At 59.8% G+C, this 1,963-nt stretch carries 1 protein-coding gene and 1 pseudogene; both read right to left on the bottom strand.

Translation table 11 applies throughout. The features are described from left to right. Nucleotides 1-178, bottom strand: a pseudogene (locus AC1DLB_RS28810) (acyl carrier protein); the annotation flags it as partial. Nucleotides 179-425: 247 nt separating this feature from the next. Then, complete coding sequence (locus AC1DLB_RS28805) at nt 426-1,805, bottom strand: sodium:solute symporter family protein (protein WP_477786171.1); 1,380 nt, start codon at nt 1,803-1,805, stop codon at nt 426-428. Nucleotides 1,806-1,963 lie beyond the last annotated feature (158 nt).

Below are 1,963 nucleotides of genomic sequence, written 5' to 3'. Positions count from 1 at the left end.
CTTCGGCGGTAAACGCCGTCAACCCCAACTGATCCTCCAGGCGGAAGATCAGCTCTTCAATATCCTCTTTGTCCAAGCCCAACTGCATCAGGTTGGTGTTGTCGTCGAAGTCATCCTGGTTTTCCAGCAGGCGGCGGATGCGACGATGCACGGCGGCACGAACGGCGGCTCTTGTCATGAGGTCCTTCTTCGAGAACGTTATGAGGTCCCTGACGCTGAGTACAGCAGGCTTCAGGCGTGTCGGCGCTGCCACTCGTCAATCATCGAGCGCAGATACTCTCCGGAAGGCTACCGAAATGCGTTCGATCTTGAACCACTGATCGCGGCTGACGATCTTCATGGGCAAATTCCTTCAGGCGAAAAAAAACGGGTGTGGCAACCGACGCCACACCCGCCGAAGAAAGCATCAGGTCGTTATAGAAGTCTTAGGCAGCGCTCGCCACTACGGCCGGGCGACGGGACAGAAGGCTGACCACCACGAAACTCACCAGGCCCACGCCGAGGCTGTAGTAGATCGGAGTATTGGCGTCCATACCGTCCTTGATCATGAACAGCAGCGCAGTGRCAAAGCCCAGGCCCATGCTGGCGATGGCGCCGGCGGTGTTTGCGCGTTTCCAGAAGATCGCGCCGATCAGCGGGATCAGCATGCCGCCCACCAACAGGTTGTAAGCCAGGGTCAGCGCGCTGATCACGTCATGTACGACCAGAGCGATGCCGAGTACGACGATGCCGGTCAACAGGGTGAACAGGCGGTTCATGCCCAGGCTCGACTGTTTGCCTCCACGCAGTTTCGGCAGCAGGTCTTCGGTCAGTGTGGTGGCAGCGGCGAGCAGGCCGGCGCTGGCGGTGGACATCATGGCCGCCAGGGCCGCGGCGATCACCAGACCACGGATACCGTCCGGCAGGGACAGTTTGACGATGGCGGCGAAAGCGTTGTTGACGTTGTCCAGGTCCGGGATCAGCACGTGAGCGGCCATGCCGATCAGGGCGCAGGCCAGGCCGTAAAGGATGCAGTAGAAGCCTGCGAAGGTACCGGCGACCTGAGCCACTTTGGCGCTCTTGACGGTGAACACACGCTGCCAGATGTCTTGGCCGATCAGGATCCCGAAGAAGTAGATCATGAAGTAGGTGATGATGGTGTCCCAGCCAATCGTGGTGAAGCTGAAGGCAGTGGCCGGCAGTTTCAACACCAATTCATCCCAGCCGCCAACGCGGTACAGGCAGATCGGCAACAGGATGAACATCAGGCCCACGGTCTTGATCACGAACTGGACGATGTCGGTCAAGGTCAGGGACCACATGCCGCCGATGGCCGAGTAGATCACCACCACGCCACCGCCGAGCAATACCGAGACCCAGAACGGCAGGCCGAACAGCACTTGCAGCACGGTGCCGATTGCCAGGATCGAAACTACGCCGATCATCAGCGCATACGCCAGCATGATCACCGCGCTCGCGGAGCGGGCCATCGGGTTGTAGCGTTTTTCCAGCACTTGGGTAACGGTGTAGATTTTCAGTTTCAGCAGCGGTTTGGCGAGGAACAGGTTCAGCGCCACGATCCCGCAGCCGAGTGCCGCGCACAGCCAGAAACCGGAGATGCCATGGACGTAGCCCAGGCGCACGGTGCCGACGGTGGAYGCGCCGCCCAGAACGGTGGCGGCCATGGTGCCCATGTACATGCTCGGGCCGAGGTTGCGACCGGCGACCAAAAAGTCTTCGTTGGTCTTGGCCTTGCGCATGCCGTAATAGCCGAGCATCAGCATCGCGGCGGCGTAGATGAGTACGACGAATAAATCCAAAGCCATGATGGCGTGTCTCCGATTGTCTTTTTTATGGTGAGGCTGAATAGCAATATGGCCATGAGACCGCTTTTTGTGGCGAGGGAGCTTGCTCCCGCTGGGCTGCGAAGCAATGAGACCGCTTTTTGTGGCGAGGGAGCTTGCTCCCGCTGGGCTGCGAAGCA

It is taken from the genome of Pseudomonas sp. 05N434, from assembly GCF_056396965.1.
Note: the sequence above shows the minus strand (reverse complement) of the source record. Positions and strands in the feature narration are given on the sequence as shown.